General features: G+C 64.3%; 26 protein-coding genes and 1 tRNA gene. 8 read left to right on the top strand and 19 right to left on the bottom strand.

Annotated elements, in window-relative coordinates; translation table 11 throughout:
* The first annotated feature begins 13 nt into the window (after window positions 1-13).
* Together PFLCHA0_RS01025 and uraH are read left to right on the top strand one after the other, a co-directional pair.
* A complete protein-coding gene (locus tag PFLCHA0_RS01025; protein WP_015633712.1) occupies window positions 14-502 on the top strand; it encodes a GlcG/HbpS family heme-binding protein in 489 nt (162 codons plus the stop codon).
* A 99-nt stretch (window positions 503-601) separates the two neighbouring features.
* A complete protein-coding gene (gene uraH / locus PFLCHA0_RS01020) occupies window positions 602-1,012 on the top strand; it encodes a hydroxyisourate hydrolase (RefSeq protein WP_011058578.1) in 411 nt (136 codons plus the stop codon).
* A gap of 270 nt (window positions 1,013-1,282) precedes the next feature.
* On the opposite strand, the gene PFLCHA0_RS01015 is transcribed toward uraH, so the two are convergent.
* Window positions 1,283-1,969, bottom strand: coding sequence for a Crp/Fnr family transcriptional regulator (locus tag PFLCHA0_RS01015; protein ID WP_015633711.1), 687 nt, complete (start codon window positions 1,967-1,969; stop codon window positions 1,283-1,285).
* A 102-nt stretch (window positions 1,970-2,071) separates the two neighbouring features.
* Between PFLCHA0_RS01015 and PFLCHA0_RS01010 the strand changes: the two genes are divergently transcribed.
* Window positions 2,072-2,596, top strand: coding sequence for an Mpo1 family 2-hydroxy fatty acid dioxygenase (locus tag PFLCHA0_RS01010; protein WP_015633710.1), 525 nt, complete (start codon window positions 2,072-2,074; stop codon window positions 2,594-2,596).
* Between the two features lie 141 nt (window positions 2,597-2,737).
* Here the strand turns inward: PFLCHA0_RS01010 and PFLCHA0_RS01005 are convergent, their stop codons facing one another.
* From PFLCHA0_RS01005 to dibA, 6 genes are all read right to left on the bottom strand, one after another.
* On the bottom strand, window positions 2,738-3,727 hold the full coding sequence (locus tag PFLCHA0_RS01005) for a sulfate/molybdate ABC transporter ATP-binding protein (protein WP_015633709.1): 990 nt from the start codon (window positions 3,725-3,727) through the stop codon (window positions 2,738-2,740).
* Window positions 3,728-3,730: 3 nt separating this feature from the next.
* Window positions 3,731-4,603, bottom strand: a complete 873-nt coding sequence (gene cysW, locus PFLCHA0_RS01000; protein WP_011058574.1) for a sulfate ABC transporter permease subunit CysW — start codon at window positions 4,601-4,603, stop codon at window positions 3,731-3,733.
* Between the two features lie 12 nt (window positions 4,604-4,615).
* Entirely contained in the window at window positions 4,616-5,434 is an 819-nt protein-coding gene (cysT, locus tag PFLCHA0_RS00995; protein WP_011058573.1) for a sulfate ABC transporter permease subunit CysT, read from the bottom strand.
* A 150-nt stretch (window positions 5,435-5,584) separates the two neighbouring features.
* Window positions 5,585-6,595 (bottom strand): sulfate ABC transporter substrate-binding protein, encoded by a 1,011-nt coding sequence (locus PFLCHA0_RS00990; protein ID WP_011058572.1) that lies wholly within the window; start codon window positions 6,593-6,595, stop codon window positions 5,585-5,587.
* A gap of 171 nt (window positions 6,596-6,766) precedes the next feature.
* Window positions 6,767-6,949: a sulfur starvation response protein OscA gene (oscA, locus tag PFLCHA0_RS00985; RefSeq protein WP_011058571.1), complete on the bottom strand. Its 183-nt coding sequence runs from the start codon at window positions 6,947-6,949 to the stop codon at window positions 6,767-6,769.
* A gap of 300 nt (window positions 6,950-7,249) precedes the next feature.
* Entirely contained in the window at window positions 7,250-9,169 is a 1,920-nt protein-coding gene (gene dibA / locus PFLCHA0_RS00980) for a phosphodiesterase DibA (protein WP_011058570.1), read from the bottom strand.
* A 146-nt stretch (window positions 9,170-9,315) separates the two neighbouring features.
* On the opposite strand from dibA, the gene desA reads away from it, so the two are divergent.
* Together desA and PFLCHA0_RS00970 are read left to right on the top strand one after the other, a co-directional pair.
* Window positions 9,316-10,500: a delta-9 fatty acid desaturase DesA gene (desA, locus tag PFLCHA0_RS00975; protein WP_011058569.1), complete on the top strand. Its 1,185-nt coding sequence runs from the start codon at window positions 9,316-9,318 to the stop codon at window positions 10,498-10,500.
* Between the two features lie 216 nt (window positions 10,501-10,716).
* Window positions 10,717-11,709 carry a GGDEF domain-containing protein gene (locus PFLCHA0_RS00970; RefSeq protein WP_011058568.1) on the top strand — a complete coding sequence of 331 codons (993 nt, stop codon included), beginning with the start codon at window positions 10,717-10,719 and terminating at the stop codon, window positions 11,707-11,709.
* Window positions 11,710-11,815: 106 nt separating this feature from the next.
* Here PFLCHA0_RS00970 and PFLCHA0_RS00965 read toward each other — a convergent pair whose 3' ends face one another.
* From PFLCHA0_RS00965 to PFLCHA0_RS00925, 9 genes are all read right to left on the bottom strand, one after another.
* On the bottom strand, window positions 11,816-13,030 hold the full coding sequence (locus PFLCHA0_RS00965; RefSeq protein WP_011058567.1) for a response regulator: 1,215 nt from the start codon (window positions 13,028-13,030) through the stop codon (window positions 11,816-11,818).
* A 138-nt stretch (window positions 13,031-13,168) separates the two neighbouring features.
* The gene (gabT, locus tag PFLCHA0_RS00960; protein WP_011058566.1) at window positions 13,169-14,446 is read right to left on the bottom strand and encodes a 4-aminobutyrate--2-oxoglutarate transaminase; all 1,278 of its coding nucleotides are present in this window, start codon (window positions 14,444-14,446) and stop codon (window positions 13,169-13,171) included.
* Window positions 14,447-14,623: 177 nt separating this feature from the next.
* The gene (gabD, locus tag PFLCHA0_RS00955) at window positions 14,624-16,066 is read right to left on the bottom strand and encodes an NADP-dependent succinate-semialdehyde dehydrogenase (protein WP_011058565.1); all 1,443 of its coding nucleotides are present in this window, start codon (window positions 16,064-16,066) and stop codon (window positions 14,624-14,626) included.
* Window positions 16,067-16,446: 380 nt separating this feature from the next.
* Window positions 16,447-16,761 carry a RebB family R body protein gene (locus PFLCHA0_RS00950; protein ID WP_011058564.1) on the bottom strand — a complete coding sequence of 105 codons (315 nt, stop codon included), beginning with the start codon at window positions 16,759-16,761 and terminating at the stop codon, window positions 16,447-16,449.
* Between the two features lie 54 nt (window positions 16,762-16,815).
* Window positions 16,816-17,130 carry a RebB family R body protein gene (locus PFLCHA0_RS00945; RefSeq protein WP_011058563.1) on the bottom strand — a complete coding sequence of 105 codons (315 nt, stop codon included), beginning with the start codon at window positions 17,128-17,130 and terminating at the stop codon, window positions 16,816-16,818.
* Between the two features lie 113 nt (window positions 17,131-17,243).
* Window positions 17,244-17,801: a hypothetical protein gene (locus tag PFLCHA0_RS00940; RefSeq protein WP_015633707.1), complete on the bottom strand. Its 558-nt coding sequence runs from the start codon at window positions 17,799-17,801 to the stop codon at window positions 17,244-17,246.
* A gap of 141 nt (window positions 17,802-17,942) precedes the next feature.
* On the bottom strand, window positions 17,943-18,611 hold the full coding sequence (locus tag PFLCHA0_RS00935) for a hypothetical protein (protein WP_011058561.1): 669 nt from the start codon (window positions 18,609-18,611) through the stop codon (window positions 17,943-17,945).
* A 24-nt stretch (window positions 18,612-18,635) separates the two neighbouring features.
* The gene (locus PFLCHA0_RS00930) at window positions 18,636-18,863 is read right to left on the bottom strand and encodes a RebB family R body protein (RefSeq protein ID WP_011058560.1); all 228 of its coding nucleotides are present in this window, start codon (window positions 18,861-18,863) and stop codon (window positions 18,636-18,638) included.
* Between the two features lie 119 nt (window positions 18,864-18,982).
* Window positions 18,983-19,525: an RNA polymerase sigma factor gene (locus PFLCHA0_RS00925; RefSeq protein ID WP_015633706.1), complete on the bottom strand. Its 543-nt coding sequence runs from the start codon at window positions 19,523-19,525 to the stop codon at window positions 18,983-18,985.
* Between the two features lie 188 nt (window positions 19,526-19,713).
* Between PFLCHA0_RS00925 and PFLCHA0_RS00920 the strand changes: the two genes are divergently transcribed.
* The 3 genes from PFLCHA0_RS00920 (at window position 19,714) to PFLCHA0_RS00910 (ending at window position 21,253) form a co-directional block, all read left to right on the top strand.
* Window positions 19,714-19,790 (top strand) — tRNA-Arg (locus PFLCHA0_RS00920).
* Window positions 19,791-19,953: 163 nt separating this feature from the next.
* The gene (locus PFLCHA0_RS00915) at window positions 19,954-20,805 is read left to right on the top strand and encodes a hypothetical protein (RefSeq protein ID WP_015633705.1); all 852 of its coding nucleotides are present in this window, start codon (window positions 19,954-19,956) and stop codon (window positions 20,803-20,805) included.
* Window positions 20,789-21,253 carry a hypothetical protein gene (locus PFLCHA0_RS00910; protein ID WP_011058557.1) on the top strand — a complete coding sequence of 155 codons (465 nt, stop codon included), beginning with the start codon at window positions 20,789-20,791 and terminating at the stop codon, window positions 21,251-21,253. Before PFLCHA0_RS00915 ends, PFLCHA0_RS00910 begins: the two co-directional genes overlap by 17 nt.
* An 18-nt stretch (window positions 21,254-21,271) precedes the next feature.
* On the opposite strand, the gene PFLCHA0_RS00905 is transcribed toward PFLCHA0_RS00910, so the two are convergent.
* The 3 genes from PFLCHA0_RS00905 to PFLCHA0_RS00895 form a co-directional block, all read right to left on the bottom strand.
* Window positions 21,272-21,457 carry a hypothetical protein gene (locus tag PFLCHA0_RS00905; RefSeq protein ID WP_015633704.1) on the bottom strand — a complete coding sequence of 62 codons (186 nt, stop codon included), beginning with the start codon at window positions 21,455-21,457 and terminating at the stop codon, window positions 21,272-21,274.
* Between the two features lie 72 nt (window positions 21,458-21,529).
* Window positions 21,530-22,213 carry a hypothetical protein gene (locus tag PFLCHA0_RS00900; protein ID WP_015633703.1) on the bottom strand — a complete coding sequence of 228 codons (684 nt, stop codon included), beginning with the start codon at window positions 22,211-22,213 and terminating at the stop codon, window positions 21,530-21,532.
* A complete protein-coding gene (locus PFLCHA0_RS00895) occupies window positions 22,210-22,791 on the bottom strand; it encodes an RNA polymerase sigma factor (RefSeq protein WP_011058554.1) in 582 nt (193 codons plus the stop codon). Before PFLCHA0_RS00895 ends, PFLCHA0_RS00900 begins: the two co-directional genes overlap by 4 nt.
* Between the last annotated feature and the right edge of the window lie 11 nt (window positions 22,792-22,802).

The following is a 22,802-nucleotide window of genomic DNA, read 5'->3' as shown; positions in this document are numbered from 1 at the left end:
TGGAGCTCGTTCGATGATCTGCAAACCTCTTGTCCTGGGCCTCGGCCTGAGCCTCGCCGGCACGGCCCTGGCGGCGCTCGAACTGCCGCGCCATGCCGAACTGGACCTGGCCGCCGCACGCCAGTTGGCCGATGCCAGCCTGGCCCAGTGCACCGCGGCGGTATCGGTGCTGGACCGTGGCGGCAACCTGCTGGTGGCGATGCGCGGCGATGGGGTGGGCCCGCACAACGGCCCGGCCAGCCAGCGCAAGGCCTACACCGCGCTGTCGACCAAGACTTCGAGCCGGCTGTTCGCCGAACGGGCGCGCAACAACCCCGAGGCGGCCAATCTCAATACCTTGCCGGAGCTGTTGTTGCTCGGTGGCGGCCTTGCGTTGTTTGCCGGCAAGCAGTTGGTGGGGGCCATCGGGATTGCCGGGGCCGGTGGCGCGGCGCAGGACGAGGCGTGTGCGCTCCAGGCCGCGCAGCGGGTGGGGTTGGCTACCGAGGCCGGGCGTGAGTGATCGTGAAAACCTGCGCCCGCGTTGCGGTCGTTCGCAGCCTCGCGGGCTCGGCAGCGGCTACAGGTTCTGTTGTTTGTTCAATCGAGGAAGGAGTGGGGCATGAATGTTTTGCGTAATAGTCTGGCGGCCATCGGCCTGTGTGGTTTGTCGAGCCTGGCCCTGGCGGCAGGCAATCCGTTGAGCGTGCACGTGCTGAACCTGGAGAACGGCCTGCCATCGCCGGGGGTCAAGGTGACCCTGGAGCAGCAGGTGGGCCAGGACTGGAAGCCCTTGTCCGAAGGGGTGACCAATGAGCAGGGGCGGATTGCCGAGCTGTTTCCGGCGGGCCGGGCGCTGACGGCCGGCGAGTATCGGGTGGTGTTCAAGACCGGCGAGTACTTCAGGCAAGCCAAGCGCGAGACCTTCTTTCCGGAGATCCCGGTGATCTTCGAGGTCAGGCAGACCGAGCAGCATTACCACATTCCGTTGTTGCTCAGCCCTTATGGGTTCTCGACCTATCGTGGCTCGTAGGAACCGGCTGCCGGCGAAGGCGATCTTGCGGGCCCCTTCGCTGGCAAGCCAGCTCCTACGGGAGGCAGGAACAACGCGGGGGTTTCTGTAGGAGCCGGCTTGCCGGCGAAGGCAATCTCGCGGGCCTCTTCGCTGGCAAGCCAGCTCCTACGAGAGGCAGGAACAACGCGGGGGGTTTCTGTAGGAGCCGGCTTGCCGGCGAAGGCGATCTTGCGGGCCTCTTCGCTGGCAAGCCAGCTCCTACGGGAGGCAGGGACATCGCGGGGGCTTCTATGGCGAGGTCAGGGCGCGCAGGCGCTCGGTGTCGAGGATTTCGATCTCGCCATAGCTCAGGCGCAGGATGCCCTGGTGCTGCAGCTCCTTGAGGATCTGGTTGGTGGTCTGGCGCGACAGCGAGAGCATCAGCGCCAGTTGTTCCTGGGGCAGTTGCAGCACGCGGCGGGCCTGGGCCACTTCACCGTAGCCGGCGGCCATCGCCAGCAGGCGGCTGGCCACCCGCGCCGGGGCCGGCATCAGGCTCAACTGCTCCAGGTTGATAAAGGCCAGGCGCAGTTTGTGGCTCATCAGCAGGGCGAACTGGCGCCAGTATTGCGGCTGCTGCTCCAGTAGTTGCAGCAGATTCGCCTGCGGCACCTGGAGCAGGGTGCAGGCGCCCTCGGCGTAGGCATCGTGGGTACGGGGCTGGCCGTCGAACAGGCAGATCTCGCCGAACCAGTGGGGCGCTTCCATCAGGCTCAGCAAGGCCTCCTTGCCCTGCTCGCTGACAGCTCCGACCCGCACCGTGCCCTCGAGCACCGCGTACAGCCCGCAGGGCGGATCGCCGCGCCGGAACAGGCACTGCCCCGCCGTCAGCCGGCGCGGGCGCGCACTGTCGAGCAAACTATTCTGTAAGGAAGCCGGCAGGTGGCTGAACCACTGGCCGGTCATCAGGCATTCACGCCACTGGTGCAGGTCCATGAACAGGTCTTTCCCTCAGGGCATCGCAATGATTGTCGCCTAGCTGACAGAGCCGAGCACCGCCGCCGGGCATGATCGAGCCACCCTAACGGAGGAACAACAATGAAAAGCCTCGTTGATCATCTCAGTCAATACGCCGCCTACCACCGCGACCCGCGCAATATCGCCAGCCACTTTATCGGCATTCCGATGATCGTGGTGGCGGTGGCCGTGCTGTTGTCGCGTCCCGCCTGGAGCATGGCCGGGCTGTCGTGGTCGCCGGCGTTGCTGCTGGCCCTGGCCGCGTCAGTGTTCTACCTGCGCCTGGAAGTGCGCCTGGGGGTGCTGATGACGGTGCTGATGGCGCTATCGGTGTGGGCCGGCCAGGTGCTGGCGGCGCAAAGTACCGGGCTCTGGCTGAGCAGCGGCCTGGGCCTGTTCGTGATCGGGTGGGTGATCCAGTTCATCGGCCATTACTACGAGGGCCGCAAGCCGGCCTTCGTCGACGACCTTTCGGGGCTGATTGTCGGCCCGCTGTTCGTGGTGGCCGAACTGGTCTTCCTGCTGGGCCTGCGCCATGACCTGAAGCAGGCCATCGAGCAGCGTTCCGGGCCGGTGGCCCTGCGGCACAAGAAAGCCATGGTCTGAAGCCCGGGAACGCTTCGGGAATATTGGGCCGGCCCCCGCAGGAGCCGGCTTGCCGGCGAAGAGGCCTTCGAGCCAGGTGCAAACCTGAAGGACGCTTTCGCTGGCAAGCCAGCTCCTACAGCGGGCGTGATGTCGGCGGGGTCAGAGGCTGGCGTGTTTCTGCCAGACCTTGGGCTTGAAGAACAGGGTTTCGCCACGGGCCAGGCCGATCAGGCTGTCGTGGTCCTTCACCACTTCGGCCTCGATCAGTTCGCTCTGCCCTTCCACCTTCAGGGTCACCCGGGTGGTGGCCCCCAGCGGACGGATATCCCGCACTTCGGCGGCGTGGTGGTCCTCCAGTTCGGAACGCGACAGCGACACTTCGTGAGGCCGGAACAACACGTGGTTGTCCTCCCCCAGGTGCAGGCGGTTGGAGTCGCCGAGGAAGTGGTAGACGAAGTCGCTGGCCGGGTTCTCATAGACGTCCCCCGGGGAGCCGATCTGTTCGATCACGCCCTTGTTCATCACCACGATGCGGTCGGCCACTTCCATGGCTTCTTCCTGGTCGTGGGTAACGAATACCGAAGTCAGGTTGATGTCTTCGTGCAGCCGCGCCAGCCAGCGCCGCAGCTCCTTGCGCACCTTGGCGTCGAGGGCGCCGAAGGGTTCGTCCAGCAGCAGCACCTTGGGCTCCACCGCCAGGGCGCGGGCCAGGGCGATACGCTGGCGCTGGCCGCCGGAGAGCTGTTCCGGGTAACGGTCGGAGAGCCAGTCCAGCTGCACCATGTTCAGCAGCTCGTGGACCTTCTCGGCGATCTTGCTCTCGCTGGGGCGCTGGTTCTTCGGCTTCATGCGCAGGCCGAAGGCAACGTTGTCGAACACGCTCATGTGGCGGAACAGGGCGTAGTGCTGGAACACGAAACCGACGTTGCGATCACGCACGTCGTGGCCCGAGACATCCTCGCCGTGGAACACGATGCTGCCTTGGTCCGGGGTTTCCAGCCCGGCGATGATCCGCAGCAGGGTGGTCTTGCCGCAGCCGGACGGGCCCAGCAGGGCCACCAGCTCGCCGCTCTGGATGTCCAGGTTGATGCTGTTCAGGGCCTTGAAGGCGTTGAAGTTCTTGCTGACGTTACGGACTTCGATCGACATGACTTATTCCTCCGCGGCGCTGGCGCGCAGGCGGTTGATTCGGGATTCGCTCCACTGCTTGAGCAGCAGGATGAACAACGCAAGGATCAGCAACAGGCTGGCGACGGCAAAGGCGGCGACGTGGTTGTACTCGTTGTAGAGGATTTCCACGTGCAGCGGCAGGGTGTTGGTGACCCCGCGAATATGCCCGGAAACCACCGACACCGCGCCGAACTCACCCATGGCCCGGGCGGTACACAGCACCACGCCGTAGATCAGGCCCCATTTGATGTTGGGCACGGTGACGTGCCAGAACATCTGCCAGCCATTGGCCCCCAGCAACCTGGCGGCCTCCTCTTCCTGGGTGCCCTGCTCCTGCATCAGCGGGATCAGTTCCCGGGCAACGAAGGGCACGGTGACGAAGATGGTGGCCAGGACAATGCCCGGCAAGGCGAAGACGATCTGGATGTCGTGGTCCGAAAGCCACGGGCCGAACAGGCCCTGGGCGCCGAACATCAGCACATAGACCAGGCCGGCGATCACTGGCGACACCGAGAACGGCAGGTCGATCAGGGTCACCAGGATGCTCTTGCCGCGGAACGAGTACTTGCTCACGCACCAGGCCGCGCTGACCCCGAACACCAGGTTCAGGGGCACCGAGATCAGCACCGCGATCACCGTGAGTTTCAGCGCCGACAGGGCGTCGGGCTCGAAGATCGCATCGAAGAACGCCCCCAGGCCGAGCTTCAGGCCCTGGGACACCACGATGAACAGCGGCAGCAGCAGGAACAGGGCGAAGATCAGCCAGCCGAGGCCGATCAGCAGGCGCCGCGAGGTGGCGCTGCCACGGCGGGCGGCGTTGGCGGAGGACGCGGCGGAAATGGACGATTGGGACATGGTCGCGCCTCCTTAAGGTCGTTCGATGCGCCGCTGCAGCAGGTTGATCAGCAGCAGCAGAATGAAGGAAACCACCAGCATCAGCACGCCGATGGAAGTGGCGCCGGTGTAATCGTACTGGTCGAGCTTGACCATGATCAGCAGGGGCAGGATCTCGGTCTTCATCGGCATGTTGCCGGCGATGAAGATCACCGAACCGTACTCGCCCACGCCGCGGGCAAAGGCCAGGGCAAAACCGGTGAGCCAGGCCGGCAGCAGGGCCGGTACCAGGATATGGCGGAACACCTGCCACGGCTTGGCACCCAGGCAGGCGGCGGCTTCTTCCACTTCACGGGGGATGTCCGCCAGCACCGGCTGCACCGTGCGCACCACGAATGGCAGGGTGACGAAGGTCAGTGCCAGGGTGATGCCCAGGGGGGTGTAGGCGATCTTGAAACCCAGGTCGGTGGCGAACTGCCCCACCAGGCCGGTGGGCGCGTAGAGCGCAGTCAGGGCAATGCCCGCCACGGCGGTGGGCAGGGCGAATGGCAGGTCGATCATGGCATCGATGATCTTGCGCCCGGGGAAGCTGTAGCGCACCAGGACCCAGGCCAGCAGGGTGCCGATGACGCCGTTGATGATGGCCGCATACAACGCGGTACCGAAGCTCAGCTTGAGCGCGGCGAGCACCCGTGGCGCCGAAATGATCGCCCAGAACTGTTCCCAGGTAAGTTGCGCGGCATGCACGAACATCGCCGCCAGGGGGATGAGCACAATCAGGCTGAGGTACACCAAGGTGTAGCCCAGCGTCAGCCCGAAGCCGGGTATGACGGGGGAGATACGACGCGACATAAGAGTCCTTGGTTAACGGAACGGATACGCAAAACCCGCAACTCAATGCGGGCTCTGCCTGGTAGGAGCCGGCTTGCCGGCGAAAGGGCCCGCAAGTCGTGCATTGCCCTCAGGGGCGCCTTCGCTGGCAAGCCAGCCCCTACAACAGGGTTATTGCGCCGTGTAGATCTGGTCGAACACGCCACCGTCATTGAAGAATTTCGGTTGGGCAGTTTTCCAGCCGCCGAAGTCCTTGTCGATAGTTACCAGGTCCAGTTTCGGGAACTGCTGGGCATATTTGGCGGCGATGTCCTTGTCCCGTGGGCGGTAGAAGTTCTTCGCGGCAATTTCCTGGCCGGCCGGGCTGTACAGGTGCTTGAGGTAGGCCTCGGCGATCTGGGTGTTGCCTTTCTTCTCGGCGTTCTTGTCCACCACCGCCACTGGCGGCTCGGCGAGGATCGACAGCGAAGGTACGACGATATCGAACTTGTCGGCGCCGCCGTCTTCCTTGAGGGCCAGGAAAGCTTCGTTTTCCCAGGCCAGCAGCACGTCGCCCTGACCGTTGTTGACGAAGGTGATGGTCGAGCCGCGGGCCCCGGTGTCCAGTACCGGTACGTGCTTGAACAGCTCCTTCACGTATTCCTGAGCTTTGGCCTCACTGCCACCGGCCTTCAGGCCGTAGGCCCAGGCGGCGAGGAAGTTCCAGCGTGCACCACCGGAGGTTTTCGGGTTCGGGGTGATCACCGAGACGTCTTTCTTGATCAGGTCGCCCCAATCCTTGATGCCCTTGGGGTTGCCCTTGCGCACCAGGAACACGATGGTCGAGGTGTAGGGGGTACTGGCATCGGGCAGGCGTTTCTGCCAGTCCGCCGGCAGGGTCTTGCCGAGCTTGGCGATTTCGTCGATGTCACCGGCCAGGGCCAGGGTCACCACGTCGGCGCGCAGGCCGTCGATCACCGCCCGGCCCTGCTTGCCCGAGCCACCGTGGGATTGCTGGATCTTCACGTTGTCGCCCGGGTGGTCCTTCTTCCAGAAGTTCACGAACTCGGCGTTGTAATCCTGGTACAGCTCACGGGTCGGGTCATAGGACACATTGAGCAGCTCATAGTCCTTGGCAACGGCGGAACCGGCGAAAACGGCGCTGGCGAGGGCGGCCAGGGCATAACGGCGAATCGACGACATGGTGAAGCTCCTGAAATTTTTTAAGGTGCTGGCATTTTTCTTATGGCGATTTCAGCCCGCATTCGAAAAGGAACGCTGGGATTCGTGCAGGGGGTCATGGATGACGCCCTCCGGTTGACCAGTCGGGCCTCTCGTTCGCGAGAGGGTGACGCGGTGTTCAGCGAGGTACTTTCAACTCGGTTTGTGGCCGGGCTGCTGCAGACGGAATTTTTCCTTGCGTTCGATCTGCACGACCTGGGCGTTGTGCACGGTGATTTCCACCGCACCGAAGCGCAGGTCGCGCAGTGCGCTTTGAATTTCCCGCAAGATGGTTGCTTCGTCCTGGCCGTCAACGCTACGTAGAGATGCGCTCATGGTGTTGCTCCTGAGTGGGATGTGCCTGGCAGTGGCGGCACTGCTTGCGGCGTGGGAGCAATACTAGATAGGGCCGGATATTCTTAAAAATACTATTTAAGAATGTTTATATAACCAGAAGAAATTATTCGAGCTGACAGCAGCTTAGCCCCAACCCTGTAGCCGCTGCCGAGCTTCAGCGAGGTTGCGCAAAGGCCCCCAGGGCCTTGCCTGGCGCCCTTGCGCCAAACCTCAACACCGCGCCTGCCACGTCGGTATGCCGCCCAAACCGTTCGCAGCCTGCGCCAGCGGCTACAGGGATCAACGGATCTGCGGGGCGTTGCTCCAGACCAGTTGCGCCGCCGGCATCGGCCGGCCGAACCAGTAGCCCTGGCCCAGGTCGCAGGCGTGCTCCAGAAGGAAACGCGCCTGTTCCACCTGCTCGATACCCTCGGCATGCACCTGCATGCCCATGCTCTGGGCCAGGGCAATGATGACCCGGGATATCGCTGCATCGTCCTCGTCGAACGGCAGGCCGGCGACAAAACCCTGGTCGATCTTGAGCTTCTGCACCGGCAGGCGCTTGAGCCGCAGCAGGGAGGAGTAGCCCGTGCCGAAGTCGTCGATGGCCAGGCGAATACCCAGCTCGCGCAAACGGTGCATCTGCTCCAGGGCCACTTCGGGATCGTCCATCACCGCGCTTTCGGTGACTTCCAGCTCCAGGTAGGCCGGATCCAGCCCGGTCTCGTGCAGCACCTGGGCCACCTGCTGGTACAGCTCGCTGCGGGCGAACAGGCGGGTCGAGACATTCACCGCGATAAACGACAGCACCACGCCATCGGCCTGCCACTGGCACATCTGCCGGCAAGCCTGCTGCATGACCCAGGCATCGATCTCGGCGATCATCCCGGTGCGCTCGGCAATCGGTATGAACTCCGCCGGCGACACCAGCCCGCGCTCGGGATGCTCCCAGCGCACCAGGGCCTCGACGCCTACCAGGCGGCTGGTCTTGAGGTCGTGCACCGGCTGGTAATAGACCCGCAGTTCCTGCTGGTCCAGGGCGCGGCGCAGCTCGAAGGCGATTTCCACCCGCTGCTGGGCATGGGCGGTGAGCTCCTCGGTGTACAGGGCGTAACCGTTGCGCCCGGCGCTTTTGGCCTTGAACAGCGCCGCATCGGCGTTGCGCAGCAGTTGGCTGGCACTCAACGCGTCGCTGGGAAACAGGCTGATACCGATACTGGCGTTGATCACCACCTGCTGCTCGCCGAGCTGGAAGGGCTCCTTGAGGCCGTCGATGATGCGCTGGGCCAGGGCCGCCGCCTGCACCAGCTGCGGGCAGCTTTCGGCCAGCACCGCGAACTCGTCGCCGCCCAGGCGCGCCAGGGTGATGCCCGGGCCGAACATCCCGCCCAGGCGCTCGGCCACCGCCTTGAGCAGTTGGTCGCCGACGTTGTGCCCCAGGCTGTCGTTGATCATCTTGAAGTGGTCCAGATCGATCATCAGCATGGCGCAGCCGCGCTTGTGGATCTGCGCCGAAGCCAGGGCCTGTTCGGCACGGTCGGTGAACAGCAGGCGGTTGGGCAGGTCGGTCAGCGGATCGTGATGGGCCAGGTGAGCCAGCTCGTGCTCGGAATCCTTGATCGCGCTGATGTCGGAAAATACCGCAACGTAATGAGTCAGCTCGCCCTGCTCATCGCGGATCGCGCGGATGGTCTGCCATTGCGGGTAGATCTCGCCGCTCTTGCGCCGATTCCAGATTTCGCCGCTCCACTCATCGGTCTTCTGCAACGAGTCGAACATCGATTGATAGAACTGCGCCGAATGATGCCCGGACTTGAACAGGCTCGGCTGGCGGCCCAGCACCTCTTCGCGCTGGTAGCCGGTGATTTCGATGAAGGCGCGGTTGACGTGGACGATCTGCCCCTGGGTATCGCTCACCAGCACCCCTTCGCGGGTGCAGTCGAACACCGCCGCCGCCTGGCGCAGGCGCTCGCGGTCCTTCTGCTGGTGGCGCAGCCAGCGATCGGCCCCCAACACCCGCAGCAGACGGGCCCGGGCGAAGAAGATCAGCACCGCGCTGACCACCGCCCAGGCATAGCCGCCAACCAGTTGCCAATGGGCCCGATCGGAAAACTCATCGAAGAAACTGCTCAATAAGTAACCACTGAACTGCAACCAGACCAGCGACAACAGCAGATAGAGCAGCGCGGCACGCAAACCATTGCGATAAGAAACCGACATAAGTCCGTCTATTTCCACACGAAAAGTTTGGGATTATAGAGGAAGAAACATTCCGCCACTCTTATCTGAAAGGGCGACTGGTTTTCTCAGTGGGCTTAGTGATAATGCCTGGGCTGTTTTTTTCTTTATCGAGGGCCTTATCGCCTATGTGGTACGAAGGTTTACTTGGCTTGTCCGCCTGGCAACTGGTGGCAGTCACCCTGTTGATGACCCACGTGACCATTGTCGCGGTCACGGTCTATCTGCATCGCTATTCCGCGCACCGTTCCCTGGAACTCAACGCCGGCCTGAAACATTTCTTCCGCTTCTGGCTGTGGCTGACCACGGCGCAGAACACCCGCGAGTGGACCGCCATCCACCGCAAGCACCACGCCAAGTGCGAAACCGCCGACGACCCCCACAGCCCGGTGGTCAAGGGCCTGTCCACCGTGCTGCGCAAGGGCGCCGAGCTGTATCGCGAAGAGGCGAAGAACCCGGAGACCCTGCGCATCTACGGCAAGAACTGCCCGGAAGACTGGATCGAACGCAACCTCTACAGCCGCTACAAGCTGGGCGGCGTGGCGCTGATGGCAGCCATCGACCTGCTGCTGTTCGGCACCATCGGCATCACCATCTGGGCCATCCAGATGATGTGGATTCCGTTCTGGGCCGCCGGGGTCATCAATGGCCTGGGGCATGCGGTGGGCTACCGCAACTTCGAATGCCGCGACGCCGCCACCAACCTGGTGCCCTGGGGCATCATCGTCGGCGGCGAAGAGCTGCACAACAACCACCACACCTACCCCAACTCGGCCAAGCTCTCGGTGAAGAAGTGGGAGTTCGACCTGGGCTGGGCCTGGATCAAGGTCTTCAGCTTCCTGCGTCTGGCCAGGGTCCAGCGCGTGGCGCCCATCGCCCACCGAGTCGAAGGCAAGGGCCACCTGGACATGGACACCGCCATGGCCATCCTCAACAACCGGTTCCAGATCATGGCCCAGTACCGCAAGCTGGTGATCGGCCCGCTGGTGAAACAGGAACTGGCCAAGGTCGATCATTCGGTGCGCCACCAGTTCCACCGCGCCAAGCGCCTGCTGTCCCGGGAAACCAGCCTGCTGGAAGACCGCCACCACCTGCGCATCCAGAGCATGCTGGAGCACAGCCAGGCCTTGAAGGTGATCTACGAGAAGCGTCTGGCCCTGCAGCAGATCTGGGTCAAGACCAGCTCCAACGGCCACGACATGCTCGCGGCCATCAAGGATTGGGTACACGAGGCCGAGGCCAGCGGCATTCAGTCCCTGCGTGATTTCGCCCATCAGCTCAAGACCTATTCCCTGCGCCCCACCACCGCCTGACCCCAGCCCCTCGCCACTCCCGTGGCGAGGGGCTGCCCTTCTGAAATCAAGCCTTGCAGGCCCCTCTCGACCGTCTGGCGGGCGCTCGCGCTATCGCTGTAGCGGCCGGGAACTTAGCGCCCGATCCCCTATCTCAAACAACACTTCGCCACCCAGGCGGGCTTGGTTGTAGCCGCTGCCTAACGGCGCGCGGCACGCCCTTTGAGATCTGTGCCGATGGTCAACAAGAACCCACACACTCCCTCTGCGCTTCCACAGTGGCCCGAAGCCGCGCAAACCCTGATGGCCCTGATGCATGCACAGGGCGAAGTGGCCCGCCTGACCGAACGCGAGCAGCTGTTCAGCTCGCTGCTGGTCAGTGTCAACGCGGTGCTCTGGGCCTTCGACTGGGACAGCCGCCAGGTGCTGTACGTCAGCCCGGCCTATGAACGGATCTTCGGTCGCCCCGCAGGCCTGCTCCTGGCGGACTGCAATCAATGGCGCGACAGCATCTACCCCGATGACCTGGAGTACGCCGAGCGCAGCCTGGCCCAGGTCCTGGAAAAGGGCGCGGTGGAAGATCGCGAATACCGCATCATCGATGCCCAGGGCCAGGTGCGCTGGCTCAGCGACAAATGCTTCATCAACCGCAATGCCGAGCCCGGGCAACGCCTGATCGTGGTCGGCATCGCCGAAGACATCACCGAAAAGAAGCAGCTGGAAACCGAGTTGCAACGCCTGGCCACCACCGACGTGCTGACCCAGAGCAGCAACCGTCGGCACTTCTTCGAATGCGCCAACCGCGAGTTCGAGCAGGCGCGCCTGCAAGGTTCGTCCCTGGCCTTCCTGCTGCTGGATATCGATGACTTCAAAGTGATCAACGACACCTACGGCCACCCCGAAGGCGACATCGTCCTGCAGCGCATCGCCGAAAGCGGGCGCGCGGCCCTGCGTCGCGGCGACCTGTTCGGGCGGATCGGTGGCGAGGAGTTCGCCGCGGTTTTTCCCGGCTGCACCGCGGACATGGCGCGCCAGGTGGCCGAGCGCCTGCAACGGGAGATCCAGCGCCAGAATTTCAGCCACCAGGGCCAGACGTTCACCATCACCGTGAGCCAGGGCCTGACCGGCCTGCTGGCGGAAGACGAAAGCCTGGACAACCTGTTCGCCCGCGCCGACAGCGCCATGTACGAAGCCAAGCGCCAGGGCAAGAACCGCATCATCACCGGATAAACCCGCGACCACTCGCCCGTAGGAGCTGGCTGGCCCGCGAAGGCGCCCGCAAGGCTTGCACAAGACTCGAAGGCCTCTTCGCCGGCCAGCCGGCTCCTACAGTGGTTCAGCCCTTGCGCAGACGGGTCAGTTCCGGCAGCCCGACCTTCAGCAGCCGCGCGGTCTTGCAGCGCGCGATCTCTTCCACCCCTTCGTGCTCGGTCAGCCGCGCCAGCTGCGCCGCCAGGTTCATCACCAGTGCCTCGCGGGAATACACCCCACCGCCCAACTGGTAGATCGAGGCAATCAGTTCCCGCAGTTCCAGGGGCATGCGCCAGCGGGTCCGCAGCGCCGAGCCGTAGGCCGCGCCAAAGCGCTCCAGGGCATCGCCGATTTCTTCCTGGTCGTCCAGTTCGCCGCCGGCCTGTTTCCACTCCTGCAGGCAACGCAGCAGCGCCAGGTCGCCCAGGCGATGCAGTAGCCCGGCGCAGTAGCAGCGCTCCTGGTCCAGGTCCAGCAGGCGCGCCAGGGTCCGGCCGTATTCCGCGGTATGCAGGGACAGCTCCCAATAGCGCTCGGCATAGTCGGCCAGGGCCGGATCGCTCAGGCGCGCGCTGCGCTTGAGGGTCAGGCCGAGGATCAGGTTCATGCTCTGCCCGGTGCCCAGCCGATGCAGGGCCTGGGACAGGGTCTGCACGCCGTCGCCATGGTGCTGCGCGGCGCTGTTGGCTGCAGCGATCAGCACCGCGGTGACCTGGGGATCGGTGCGGATCTCTTCCTCCAGCACCTTGAGATCCAGGCCTTCGGGGTTGAGGCTGCGCTTGACCGCCAGTTGCACATCGGTGAGCAGCGGCGCGCCGTCGGCCACATCGCGCCGGCGTTCGAGAAAGGGCCACAGGGTCATGCCCGGCGCCAGGGCCGGCACCTCGCAGGAGACTTCCTGGCCGGCGTCCAGCAGCAGGCCCTGCAGGCGCTGGGTCAGCCCTTCCATGTTCAGGGGCTTGGTCAGGTAGGCAGTGGGCGCCAGGGGCAAGGCCTCGCGCACGCTGGCGCTGTCGCTGCGCACGCTCAGCAGGATGAACGGCTGCACCGGGTTGCGCTTGCGCTGGCGCACCGCGCGCAGCAGCGACAGGCCATCGATGCCCGGCAGCTCCCAATCGGCAATGATCAGGTCATAGGGTTTGGCGCTCAGCAGGTCCATGGCCTCCTGACCGTCGGCACACAAGTCCAGACGCGCATCACAGCGCACGTTCAACAGCACTTGCTTGAGCAAATCACGAGACCAGGGATCAGCCTCGGCAATCAGCACGCGAGGTACAGCGGGTAAATCAACAGCGGTCATGCAGCACGCTCCCTAGGCAATCCCTTGCACCTTAGTCAATGCGCGGGCTTCCATACAACGCAAATCCCCCTGGAGCCGCCTGAGGGCGAAAAAAAACCCGCCGAAGCGGGTTTTTCTGTCGATCAGGTCACAGCGTCATCAGAGTTCAGCGAAGCACTCTTCGATGATGGCCAGGCCTTTGTCCAGCTGGGCATCCGGCGAGGTCAGCGGTACCAGAACCCGCAGAACGTTGCCGTAGGTGCCGCAGGACAGCAGGATCAGCCCCTTGTCGCGAGCCTTGGCCACGACCTGGGCCACGGCAGCGGCGTTCGGCTTGTGGCTGTCGCCGTTTTCGAACAGCTCCACCGCGATCATCGCGCCCAGGGCACGCACTTCACCGATCACCGGGTACTTGGCCTGGATGGCCTTGAGGCCGGTCACCAGGCGCTCGCCAACAGCCTTGCAGCGATCCAGCAGGTGCTCTTCCTCGAACACTTCCATCACCGCCAGGGCCGCCGCACAGGCGATCGGGCTACCGGCGTAGGTGCCGCCCAGGCCGCCTGGAGCGATGGCGTCCATGTACTCGGCCTTGCCGCAGACACCGGCCAGCGGGAAGCCGCCGGCGATGGACTTGGCGAAGGTGGTCAGGTCGGCGGTAACGCCCATCTGTTCCATGGCGAAGAAGGTGCCGGTACGGCCAGCGCCGGTCTGCACTTCGTCAGCGATCAGCAGGATGCCGTGCTGGTCGCACAGGGCGCGCAGGCGCTTCATGAACTCTTTGGGCGCGACGTAGAAGCCGCCTTCGCCCTGCACCGGCTCGATGATGATCGCGGCGATATCACGAGGCTCGGCGTCGTTCTTGAAGATGCGCTCGATGCTGGCGATGGAGTCGTCGATGCTCACGCCGTGCAGTTCATTCGGGTACAGCGCGCGGAAGATGCCGCCTGGCATCAGGCCCATGCCGGCCGAGTAAGGCACGACCTTGCCGGTCAGGCCCAGGGTCATCATGGTGCGGCCGTGGTAGGCGCCGGTGAAGGCGATCACGCCGGCGCGGCCAGTGGCGGCACGGGCGATCTTCACGGCGTTCTCTACGGCTTCGGAACCGGTGGTCACCAGCAGGGTTTTCTTGGCGAAATCACCTGGCACCTTGGCGTTGATTTTCTCGCACAGCTCCACGTAAGGCTCGTAGGCCAGGACCTGGAAGCAGGTGTGGGTCAGCTTGTTCAGTTGCTCGGTCACCGCGGCGATGATCTTCGGGTGCACGTGACCGGTGTTCAGTACCGCGATACCGCCGGCGAAGTCGATGAACTCGCGGCCTTCAACGTCGGTGACGGTGGCGTTCTTCGCGCTGTCGGCGAAGATCGGGTGAATCTGGCCAACACCGCGCGGTACAGCGGCTTCACGGCGTTTCATCAAAGATGCGTTGGTCTTGCTCATAGTGTCCTCATTCACCGCTGCGGCAGCGGTGTGATTCAAGGGTTGCGGGGCGGGGAAGCGCCTGCGACAGCATGCGATGATCGACTGTCGGAGCGGTCCCGGGCCACCTTGAAAAGTGCGTTTTTTAAAGCTGCGCAGGGGGACAGCGCTCTCGTGCCCCCGGCGCTTGAAACCGGATCAGATACCCAGGCAGAGGTATTTGATTTCCAGGTAATCCTCGATCCCGTACTTGGAACCTTCACGGCCCAGGCCCGAGGCCTTGATGCCGCCGAACGGCGCCACTTCGTTGGAGATCAGGCCGGTGTTGACCCCGACCATGCCGTATTCCAGGGCCTCGGCCACACGGAACACACGGCCCAGGTCGCGGGCATAGAAGTACGAGGCCAGGCCGAATTCGGTGTCGTTGGACATGGCGATGACTTCGGCTTCGTCTTTGAAGCGGAACAGCGGCGCCAGTGGGCCAAAGGTTTCTTCCTTGGCCACGGCTGCATCCTTGGGCACGTTGACCAGGATGGTCGGCTCGAAGAAGTTGCCTTCCATGGACTTGCCGCCGGCCAGCAGGGTCGCGCCTTTTTTCAGGGCGTCGGCGATGTGTTCCTGGACCTTGGCCACGGCTTTTTCGTCGATCAGCGGGCCAGTGGTGGTGCCTTCTTCCAGGCCGTTGCCGATCTTCAGCTTGGCCACTGCTGCCTTCAATTTCTCGGCGAAGGCGTCATAGACCGAATCCTGGATGTACAGGCGGTTGGCGCAGACGCAGGTCTGGCCGTTGTTGCGGTACTTGGAGATGATCGCGCCTTCGACGGCCTTATCCAGGTCCGCGTCGTCGAACACGATGAACGGCGCGTTGCCGCCCAGCTCCAGGGAGACTTTCTTGATGTCCTTGGCGCATTCGGCCATCAGCTGGCGACCGATCTCGGTGGAGCCGGTGAACGACAGCTTGCGCACGATCGGGTTGCTGGTGAGCTCGCCGCCGATGTCGCCGGCGCTGCCGGTGACCACACTCAGCACGCCTTTCGGGATGCCGGCACGGTGCGCCAGTTCCACCAGGGCCAGGGCCGAGAACGGGGTTTGCGAAGCGGGCTTGATGACCATGGTGCAACCGGCGGCCAGGGCCGGGCCGGCTTTACGGGTGATCATCGCCGCCGGGAAGTTCCACGGGGTGATGGCCGCGGTCACGCCGATCGGCTGCTTGATCACGATCAGGCGCTTGTCGGGCTGGTGGCCGGGAATCACGTCGCCGTAGATGCGCTTGGCTTCTTCGGCGAACCATTCGATGAAGGAGGCGGCGTAGGCGATTTCGCCCTTGGCTTCGGCCAGCGGCTTACCCTGCTCCAGGGTCATCAGGCGACCCAGGTCGTCCTGGTTCTCGATCAGCAATTCATACCAGCGGCGCAGCTTGGTGGCGCGCTCCTTGGCGGTCAGGGCACGCCAGGCCGGCAGGGCCTTGTCGGCGGCCTCGATGGCGCGGCGGGTTTCGGCAGCGCCCATCTTTGGCACGGTACCGAGGATTTCACCGGTAGCGGGGTTGTTGACCTTGATCGTCTGGCCGTTGTCCGCGTCGACCCAAGCTCCATCGATGAAGGCTTGTTGGCGGAACAACTGGGCGTCTTTGAGCTGCATGTCGGCTTCCTTAACAGCACCGCGCATACGCGGGGCGAATTGTGATTGTAGAAAGGCGCCAGGTCAGGAGGAGAGCGCCGGGGCGCTGTCACCAGCCCGTGGCCAGGCTGCCGTCAGGAAAATCGTTCACTGGGTAAAAGCACGAAAAAGTCGCACACAAGAATAGACGTGCGTTTGGGCACCCAGGCAAGAGCGTTTGAAATCTCAAACGAATCCTAGGGTCAACGGGGGTAAAGGACAATAGGCTGTTCGAAAAAAAGAACGTAAAGGCGCCTAGCGGTAAAAAATCCGCTTCAACCTCCCATGCCGCCGGGCAAAAGACAACGCCCCCGCAGCCTATGGCAGGCGGCGGGGGCGCTGGCATGGCGCCTGGGGAACGGTCAGCTACTGAACGACTTGAGCACCGTCAACAGGCTGGTGAGGTTGTCGGCCACACCTCCCTGGGCGACTTTCTCGGTGGCCGACGCACCGGCGGTGGTGTCGACGCTGTAGATCTGCATCACGCCCTGGTTGGTGGCCGCCTGGGCCAGGGTGTTTTGCTGCTGCTGCGCCGAAACCGAGTTCTGGAACAGGATGGCCACGGACTGGCCCATGGACTGGTAGATGGTGCCCATCGACATGGCTGGCGCTTCGGCGACGACCTTGACGTTGGTCTGGGTGACGGCATCGGTGATTTGCGGACTGACTGTGCTCATAAAAACTCCATTTTTTCAGCAGGTAGGTTCAACGGAAAATCAGGCTTTCAGCCATCAGCTCTGAAAGGACTTGAGAACCGTCAACAGGCTGGTGAGGTTGTCGGAGACCCCGCCCTGGGCGACTTTTTCGGTGGCCGCCGCCCCGGCGGTGGTGTCGACGCTGTAGATCTGCATCACGCCCTGGTTGGTGGCCGCCTGGGCCAGGGTGTTTTGCTGCTGCTGCGCCGAGACCGAGTTCTGGAACAGGATCGCGGTGGCCTGGGCCATGGATTGGTAGATGGTGCCCATCGCCATGGCCGGCGCTTCGGCGACGACCTTGACGTTGGTCTGGGTGACGGCATCGGTGATTTGTTCGTTTACAAGTGGCATGGCTCAACTTCCTTTGTTAGGCACACGGAGCATTCCGTGTCATTGAGTGAACGTGGCAGCCCTGATGCTGTGAAGCGGGGCTTGAACGGCCTTGCGGTTATTTCAGGGGGCCCTTATTGCCCACTGCCGGCGGTCAGTTGCTGGAGGGTGTCTTCGACTTTCTGCGACAGCCCGGCCATCCGCGCCTCGACCGCGGCTTTCACCTCCTGCTGGACCAGGGCGCTGATCATTGCCTTGAGCTGCGGATCGTCCGCCGGGAAGCTGGCCGGGGACAGTGCCGGCGCCAGCGCCGCCGCGGCGGCTGCAGCGGCGGCGGTCGTCACCAGGCCGGCCCCGGGGGGCGATACCGACAGCGGCTCCTCGGACTCGGCGGCCGCCAGCAATTGGCGCAGCACCAGCTCCCGCGCCTGGGGATCGGCCTTGCCCGCGGCGGCGGAACCGGCCAGTTGATCGATGATCTGCCGGGTGCGCAGCCCATCGGACTGCATCAGCTCCGTGGCCCGCTGCCGCGCCTGATCGACGCTCTGTTGCGCGGCCCTGGACATGTCCAGCGGCTTGTCCTGGGCAAATGCCTCCAGTACCTGGCGCTCGACCTGGGTCAAGGGGCGTTTCAGATACTTCTCGGCAAAGCCGAATATCGTCGCCATCGGGGTCTGCTCTTCATTCGCCATTGCATGCTCCTTACTCAATGAATGACGTTGAAGGGCTGGGCACCGGGTCCGTCGAACTTCAACGCCAGGGGGAAAGCCTGTGTCGCGGTCATGCTCCTGGCCGTGCAGGCCCCGGGCACCTGGCGCGCCCGGGGCGCTTGCTCAGGAGGACGGTGTGCGATTGGCCAGGGTGCTGCTGTACTTGGCGATGCTCTGGTCGATCTTGTCGATGGCCACGCCGGCCGCGTCGGCCTCCATGGCCCCGGCAGCCGCCGCCACCGCTGCCGCCGCGCCCACCAGCAGATCGGTGACCAACGCGCCCAGGGCATCCTCGGCAGCCCCCTTGACGTTCTCTTTGACGATGTTCTCGGTCATCTGCTTGAGCAGCACCGCCTGGGCCGCCAGGGCCAGCTTGCTGACCCCGTCGAAATACCCCGCCGCCGACTGCGCCACCAGGCCGGCGGCCTGGCTGATCATCATGTCCGGCGCTGCTGCGATCTGCGCCGGGGCATAGCTGAAGGTCTGGGCATTGCTGAACTGCACCGCCTGGACAATCTGGCTGTTCAGGGCATCGGTGCTGTCGCTGCTGGGCGTGCCGGCCTGCTTGAGCAGGTGCGCGTTCATCGTCTGCATCATCGAGGGCTGCGCCGGGCCTGCAGGCGATGGCGCAGGATCGGGCGCCGGCGCGCTGGCTGTCGAGGCGGCGTCACCGGCCATCGCCGAGGGTGCCTCAGGCTCGGCGGCTACTGCAGCGGCGCCAGGGTCGGCCGCCGCGCCGGCGCTTTCATCGGCCGCGGCTGCGGGTGGGGTTTTCTTCTTGAACCAGGCCATGACGATTCTCCCGGGCGGTCAGCCCTACTCGCCAATCGCCATGATCAGCGCCACGGCCTTGGACACCACCGCATTGGAGATCTGGTTGAGCGCCTGCTGGCTGTTGACCGCGTTCTGCAGCGACAGGCCGGCCGAGTGGCTGGCCACCTGGTACAGCGAGGCGATGGCCTGGGCCGGAGCCTCGGCCACGACCTTGACGTTGGTCTGGGTGACGGCATCGGTGATCTGCGAGTTGACCATTGGATCGGGCATACATCTCTCCTTAGATGGAATGGCCCACCGCAGAAGGCGGCGGCACCGGCTACAGCATCGAAAACAGGCTCACTGAACAGGAACGCCCGAGCGAGCCGGCTGTGAAACCTCAGGCCGCATCAACGCAACTGCGCCCGCAACAGCTGCACATACTTGCGCGCCAAGGGCTGGTTCATGCCCAGCTCGGCGGCGATGTGGGGATAGGGCAGGTCGTCGACAAACTTTAGTTCAAAGAGGCGGCGCTTCTTCGGCGGCAGTTGCGCCACCCGTCGACTGAGCAGGGCCAGGGTTTCCAGCAACTCCACCTGGTCGAGCACCGACATCTGCGGGGCCTCCAGCTGCTGCAGCGGGTCATCCTCAAGCCCGGCGAAATCCACAAACAGGCGCTGCTCCCGGGCCTGCCGGCGGCAGCTGTCGACAAACACATGATCGAGCACCAGGAACAGAAAGCCCTGGGGGTCGCGAATCCGCTCCGGCGAGCGGCGAAAGAACAGCAGCGCCTTGATCGCCGTGGCCGCCAGCCACTCTTGGGCACCATCGGCGTTGCCCCGCGCCAACTGCCGGGCGCGGCGCTGCAAACCGGGCAATACCGCCCTCCAGCTGGCTTCGAACAGTTGGTCCGACAGGCCCGCTTGCAGACCGCCCGGCATGGAACAGTTCATCTCCTGCACCTCCCTGTGCCCCGTGATTGCACGGTTCTGGCTGCAGGTTGCGCGCAGGTACGAGGAAGCTTCAGCAGGAAAAACTGCCACTACGGCCCGGGTTTCCGGGGGTTGCGACGGACAAGCACCAGCCGATGAAAACCGGCGTGGACGCCCCGAGTCGACATAGGTATGATGTCGCCCGCACTGCACTCGTAGCTCAGCTGGATAGAGTACTGCCCTCCGAAGGCAGGGGTCGTGGGTTCGAATCCCGCCGAGTGCGCCATCTTCAGCGAAAAAGCCCCAGGTCTTACGGCCTGGGGCTTTTTTGTTGATCCGCGATGCAAAACGGCGCGATGCCCGGACGGCACCCCGCACACATGACGGCCCCGGGCTGTCCTGGCGAGGCGCAACTTGCTACATTCGCCGCCCCCGGACAGGAGGTCCCGATGCTGCGCCATCCCCTGCACAATCAACCCTTCGAGCCCCAGATACGCGACTGGGTCACCTGGTTCATGGGCTATGACATGCCCCCGGCCCTGGATGCCGAACTGAACCGCTACAACCCCAATGACCCGGACGACCGCGAATACCTGGTCCGCCACTACGGCCTGATGCGCCACGGTTCCCGGGAAAATTTCCGGCATCGACAGCGGCTGGTGGAGGTGCTGCAAGCGGCCCTGGATGACCCGGACTACGACTTCGAACAGATCTGGGAGCCCATCGAGGACGACTACGAATACGATCAGTGGCCCAGCAACTGGCCAGGGGTGATCGACAACAGCCGGGACCTTTTCCAGCGCCTGCTGAACGCGGCACGGGAGCGCTGGCAGGAAGACCTGGTCCGCGCGCAATTGCCTTCGCTGGCAGAGTGCCGGGCAATCCCGCACCGTGAGCGTTTCGGCGGGGATTGGCTGTTCGGCATCGACAACCCTGAAGCCTGGCGGGCCGAGTTCGATGTGACCGCCACGCCCTATGACCTGGAGACCCAGGGCCCGCAGTTCCAGGGCGAGCAACTGAGCCTGCACCTGAGCGGTGAACTGCCGCGCTTGTCTGTGCCTGCCAGCTGGCCGGTGATCGAGGCGGCGACCCACTGCAGTTTCGTGCTCAAGGTCCAGGGCATCAGCGAACTGGCGGTCAGCGGCACGCGCTTCGACGGGCGCATGCGCACCCAGCTCACTCGCCTGGGCCCCGGTTATCACCTGCGCCTGGAAATCGGCTTCGATTGCGTGATCGAATGCGTGGCGTTATCTGTGAGCATCGCCGACGTCAAGGGAACACCCGATGAAAAGCAACTTTGAAGTGGCTCTGGAGCGCGAGGAAGTGCTGCAGTTCTTTCGCGGCCAGGGCCAATACCTGACCCGGGACGGCGATTGGGACGAGCACCTGTACTGCATCAATTGGCCGGGGATCTTCGCCTACCTGCGGGACAACGCCGACGGCGCACAGCAACTGAGCGCCAGCTTCGAGCGCTACGCATACAGCGTCGAGGAAAGCATTGAGGACTGTTTCGGCCTGCGGGAAAACCTGTTCTGCTACTACTCGACCCGAGCCCGCTGGGCGCCCGAGAGTGTCGACCTGCTGGGGCAATTGCCGGAACCCTGCCGGCGGCGGATCGTGCAGCGCCTGAGCTGGTATCGCTGGCAAGTGGAAAACCACGCCCGGCTGCTGCCGGAACGGGCCCGGCGCATGACCGCGGACGGTGCCTGCGCCGAGTTCATCGAGTTGCCCGCCACCCCCTACGCCTGAGCGCTGGGGCTGCCAGGGTCACTCCTCCTCGACGGCGTCGGAGTGCGGGTCCGCCTGATCGTCTTCGTCGTCGGCCTGCTGATCGAGGTCCTCGCCCTCTTCAAGGCCAAAGTCCTTGCGGCTTTCCTTGATGGCCTGGCGCAGCTCCGCGCCCTTGATCGGGCAGTTCAACATTGCAGCAATACGGTCGATGCGGGGTGCCATGACCGGCCTCTCACTTTCTGGAAACTGGGCAGATAGTGCGCGTTTTCCGCTGCGACAGCCAACCCCCGCACCTTATTGACGACGCAAGGCTTGCAGGCGCGCGTCCAGATCCTCCTGTGGATAAGTTTCCTGCAGCTGGAGCAGCAACTCGGCCGCCGCGCGGTTCTGACCCTCGTCCCATAGACGCAGCACTGTCTGCAGTTGCTCATTCAATCGCTTGATCGCCCGGGGCGCGGCCGGCGCCGACATGCGCTTGGCCAGCTTGCTCGACTCGGCCCTGGGCTTGGCCATCGCAGGTGGCGCTGCATCAGCGGACGCTTCCATCTCCGGCGCCGCGGCAAAACTGCCGACAGGGGCCGCCGGAGCGATGGGCGAAGGGGCAGCCGGCTCAGGGACGCTCAAGGCCCCGGCCAACTCGGCGGAACGTGGCGCCGCCTGGCGTACCATGGGCGCAGCTGGGGCTGGAGCGGGCGCAGGGACAAAGGCCTGCTCTTGTGGATAGTGCTCCGGGGAAGGCCGCAGCAAACCGATGACCAGCGCCACGCCAAACAGACTGGCAAAAGCCAGTTGATAACGCGGCCGCAGGCAGGCCTGCATCCAGCGTTGCCAGAAGCCGGGCTTGGGCGCCGGGGCTTCGCGGCGGGCAGTGGCCAGGATCAGGGCATCCAGATGGGCCGGTGGTTCCTGGGTACTGTGTTGGCGGATATGCGCCAGCATCTGCTCTTCGGGGGTAGGGGTCTGTCGGGCGTCAGTCATGTGAGTACCTCCTCGGCCAGGAGCCGACGCAATTTTTTCAACGCATAGCGGAAACGGCTTTTCACCGTTTCCAGGGGAGCCTGGGTCAGGCTGGCGATTTCTGGCAGTTCCAGGTCGCCGTGGGCCCGCAGCAAGAACACCTCGCGCTGGTCTTCGGGCAGGTCCTGCAGGGCGGCTTCGATACGCTGCTGGTCGCGGCACAGGCTCAGTTGCTGTTCGGGGCCGGGGGCTTGGTCGGCTTCACCGTGCAGTTGTTCGTCATAGCTGTCGTGCAACGGGTTGCGCTGGCCGTGCTTGCGCCAGTGGTCGATCAAGCGGTTGCGGGCAATCTGGTACAGCCAGGTCCGAAAGCTGGCCCGGCCCTGGGGCTGGCTGGTGCTGCGGATCAGGCTGAGCCAGGTTTCCTGGTAGACCTCATCCGCCAGCTCGGCCTTGCCACACAGGCTCAGCACAAAGCGATACAAGCCCTGGCGATGGCGCTGGTAAAGCACCTCGAAGGCCGCGGGGTCTCCGGCACGGTAACGCGCCAGCAGCGTTTCATCGCTGCTGGCGTCGCTGGTGGATTGGGCAGCAGACATAGGGCGGTTGA

It is taken from the genome of Pseudomonas protegens CHA0, assembly GCF_000397205.1.
Classification (GTDB): Bacteria; Pseudomonadota; Gammaproteobacteria; order Pseudomonadales; family Pseudomonadaceae; genus Aquipseudomonas; species Aquipseudomonas protegens.
This window is presented reverse-complemented; position numbering and strand designations above follow the sequence as displayed.

What these genes read in the sequence shown, in the direction of transcription:
- PFLCHA0_RS00945 (WP_011058563.1), bottom strand. Translation starts at nt 17,130, where the DNA reads ATGCCACTTGTAAACGAACAAATCACCGATGCCGTCACCCAGACCAAC.
- PFLCHA0_RS00925 (WP_015633706.1), bottom strand. Translation starts at nt 19,525, where the DNA reads ATGAACTGTTCCATGCCGGGCGGTCTGCAAGCGGGCCTGTCGGACCAA.
- PFLCHA0_RS01015 (WP_015633711.1), bottom strand. Translation starts at nt 1,969, where the DNA reads ATGGACCTGCACCAGTGGCGTGAATGCCTGATGACCGGCCAGTGGTTC.
- PFLCHA0_RS00990 (WP_011058572.1), bottom strand. Translation starts at nt 6,595, where the DNA reads ATGTCGTCGATTCGCCGTTATGCCCTGGCCGCCCTCGCCAGCGCCGTT.
- dibA (WP_011058570.1), bottom strand. Translation starts at nt 9,169, where the DNA reads ATGTCGGTTTCTTATCGCAATGGTTTGCGTGCCGCGCTGCTCTATCTG.
- PFLCHA0_RS01010 (WP_015633710.1), top strand. Translation starts at nt 2,072, where the DNA reads ATGAAAAGCCTCGTTGATCATCTCAGTCAATACGCCGCCTACCACCGC.
- PFLCHA0_RS00900 (WP_015633703.1), bottom strand. Translation starts at nt 22,213, where the DNA reads ATGACTGACGCCCGACAGACCCCTACCCCCGAAGAGCAGATGCTGGCG.
- PFLCHA0_RS00965 (WP_011058567.1), bottom strand. Translation starts at nt 13,030, where the DNA reads ATGACCGCTGTTGATTTACCCGCTGTACCTCGCGTGCTGATTGCCGAG.
- PFLCHA0_RS01005 (WP_015633709.1), bottom strand. Translation starts at nt 3,727, where the DNA reads ATGTCGATCGAAGTCCGTAACGTCAGCAAGAACTTCAACGCCTTCAAG.
- desA (WP_011058569.1), top strand. Translation starts at nt 9,316, where the DNA reads ATGTGGTACGAAGGTTTACTTGGCTTGTCCGCCTGGCAACTGGTGGCA.
- PFLCHA0_RS00930 (WP_011058560.1), bottom strand. Translation starts at nt 18,863, where the DNA reads ATGCCCGATCCAATGGTCAACTCGCAGATCACCGATGCCGTCACCCAG.
- cysT (WP_011058573.1), bottom strand. Translation starts at nt 5,434, where the DNA reads ATGTCGCGTCGTATCTCCCCCGTCATACCCGGCTTCGGGCTGACGCTG.
- PFLCHA0_RS01025 (WP_015633712.1), top strand. Translation starts at nt 14, where the DNA reads ATGATCTGCAAACCTCTTGTCCTGGGCCTCGGCCTGAGCCTCGCCGGC.
- cysW (WP_011058574.1), bottom strand. Translation starts at nt 4,603, where the DNA reads ATGTCCCAATCGTCCATTTCCGCCGCGTCCTCCGCCAACGCCGCCCGC.
- PFLCHA0_RS00910 (WP_011058557.1), top strand. Translation starts at nt 20,789, where the DNA reads ATGAAAAGCAACTTTGAAGTGGCTCTGGAGCGCGAGGAAGTGCTGCAG.
- PFLCHA0_RS00905 (WP_015633704.1), bottom strand. Translation starts at nt 21,457, where the DNA reads ATGGCACCCCGCATCGACCGTATTGCTGCAATGTTGAACTGCCCGATC.
- PFLCHA0_RS00970 (WP_011058568.1), top strand. Translation starts at nt 10,717, where the DNA reads ATGGTCAACAAGAACCCACACACTCCCTCTGCGCTTCCACAGTGGCCC.
- uraH (WP_011058578.1), top strand. Translation starts at nt 602, where the DNA reads ATGAATGTTTTGCGTAATAGTCTGGCGGCCATCGGCCTGTGTGGTTTG.
- PFLCHA0_RS00935 (WP_011058561.1), bottom strand. Translation starts at nt 18,611, where the DNA reads ATGGCCTGGTTCAAGAAGAAAACCCCACCCGCAGCCGCGGCCGATGAA.
- gabD (WP_011058565.1), bottom strand. Translation starts at nt 16,066, where the DNA reads ATGCAGCTCAAAGACGCCCAGTTGTTCCGCCAACAAGCCTTCATCGAT.
- PFLCHA0_RS00915 (WP_015633705.1), top strand. Translation starts at nt 19,954, where the DNA reads ATGCTGCGCCATCCCCTGCACAATCAACCCTTCGAGCCCCAGATACGC.
- oscA (WP_011058571.1), bottom strand. Translation starts at nt 6,949, where the DNA reads ATGAGCGCATCTCTACGTAGCGTTGACGGCCAGGACGAAGCAACCATC.
- PFLCHA0_RS00895 (WP_011058554.1), bottom strand. Translation starts at nt 22,791, where the DNA reads ATGTCTGCTGCCCAATCCACCAGCGACGCCAGCAGCGATGAAACGCTG.
- gabT (WP_011058566.1), bottom strand. Translation starts at nt 14,446, where the DNA reads ATGAGCAAGACCAACGCATCTTTGATGAAACGCCGTGAAGCCGCTGTA.
- PFLCHA0_RS00950 (WP_011058564.1), bottom strand. Translation starts at nt 16,761, where the DNA reads ATGAGCACAGTCAGTCCGCAAATCACCGATGCCGTCACCCAGACCAAC.
- PFLCHA0_RS00940 (WP_015633707.1), bottom strand. Translation starts at nt 17,801, where the DNA reads ATGGCGAATGAAGAGCAGACCCCGATGGCGACGATATTCGGCTTTGCC.